The sequence below is a fragment of the Dapis brunnea BLCC-M229 genome (genome assembly GCF_050015995.1).
GTDB lineage: Bacteria > Cyanobacteriota > Cyanobacteriia > Cyanobacteriales > Microcoleaceae > Trichodesmium.
Genome location: NZ_JBNHEP010000249.1, coordinates 57,947 through 59,609, shown reverse-complemented (window position 1 = coordinate 59,609; position 1,663 = coordinate 57,947). Strand labels below are relative to the sequence as shown.

The 1,663-nt window shown below is 44.6% G+C and carries 1 protein-coding gene; it reads left to right on the top strand.

What is annotated here, in order from left to right:
• Nucleotides 1–1,658, top strand: a 1,658-nt coding sequence (locus ACP6PM_RS28665; protein ID WP_426590291.1) for a WD40 domain-containing protein, incomplete at its 5' end; no start/stop codon positions are given.
• Between the last annotated feature and the right edge of the window lie 5 nt (nucleotides 1,659–1,663).

Here is a 1,663-nt window from a genome sequence, read left to right as displayed (position 1 = left end):
CATTTAGTCCGGATGGAGGGACTATTGCTTCTGCAAGTTCTGACAAAACAGTGAAACTCTGGAACCAACAGGGACAGTTGTTGCAGACTCTAACCGGCCATGAGGATGAGGTCATAGGTGTAGCATTTAGTCCGGATGGAGGGACTATTGCTTCTGCAAGTTCTGACAAAACAGTGAAGTTGTGGAACCGCCAGGGGAAATTATTGCATACTCTCACAGGCCATGAGAATTCGGTCTTTGGTGTAGCATTTAGTCCTAATGGAGAGACTATTGCCACTACAAGTTTTGACAAAAGAGTGAAATTGTGGAACCTTAAGGGGCAGTTGTTGCAGACTCTCACAGGGCATGATAATTATGTCTTTGGTGTAGCGTTTAGTCCTGATGGAGAGACCATTGCCACTGCTAGTGGAGACAAAACAGTGAAACTGTGGAACCAACAGGGGAAATTATTGCAGACTCTCGTCGGTCATCAGAATTCGGTCTGGGGTGTAGCGTTTAGTCCAGATGGAGAGACTATTGCTTCTGCAAGTTGGGACAAAACAGTGAAATTGTGGAATCTTAAGGAGAAATCATTGCAGACTCTCACCGGCCATGATGATGAGGTCAATGGTGTAGCATTTAGTCCCGATGGAGATACTATTGCCACTGCTAGTCGTGACAAAACAGTGAAATTGTGGAACTGTCAGGGGAATTTATTGCAGACTCTCACCAGCCATGAGAGTTTGGTCAATAGTGTAGCATTTAGTCCAGATGGAGAGACTATTGCTTCTGCAAGTGATGATAAAACAGTGAAATTGTGGAACCGTCAGGGGAATTTATTGCAGACTCTCACCGACCATGAGAGTTTGGTCAATAGTGTAGCATTTAGTCCTGATGGAGAAACTATTGCTTCTGCAAATGATGACAAAACAGTGAAATTCTGGAACCAAGAAGGGAAATTATTGCAGACTCTCACCGGGCATGAGGATAGGGTCTATGGTGTAGCATTTAGTCCTGATGGAGAGACTATTGCCACTGCTAGTCGTGACAAAACAGTAAAATTGTGGAATCAAGAGGGGAAATTATTGCAGACTCTAATCGGGCATGAGAATTGGGTCATAGGTGTAGCATTTAGTCCCGATGGAGAGACTATTGCCACTGCTAGTCGTGACAAAACAGTAAAATTGTGGAATCAAGAGGGGAAATTATTGCAGACTCTAATCGGGCATGAGAATTGGGTCATAGGTGTAGCATTTAGTCCCGATGGAGAGACTATTGCCACTGCAAGTTGGGACAAAACAGTGAAATTGTGGAACCAACAGGGGCAATTATTGCAGACTCTCACCGGCCATGATGATGAGGTCAATGGTGTAGCATTTAGTCCTGATGGAGAGACTATTGCCACTGTTAGTCGTGACAAAACAGTAAAATTGTGGAACCAACAGGGGAAATTATTGCAGACTCTCACCAGCCATGAGAGTTGGGTCAGGGGTGTAGCATTTAGTCCTGATGGAGAGACTATTGCTACTGCAAGTTGGGACAATACAGTGAAATTGTGGAACTTTTGGAAGTTCGATCGCCTCCTAGAGTGGGGTGGCAACTGGATGCGCGACTACCTCGAAAATAATCCTAATGTCAGTGAAAGCGAGCGCCATTTATGTGATGGTATTGGGAAGTAAGTTTG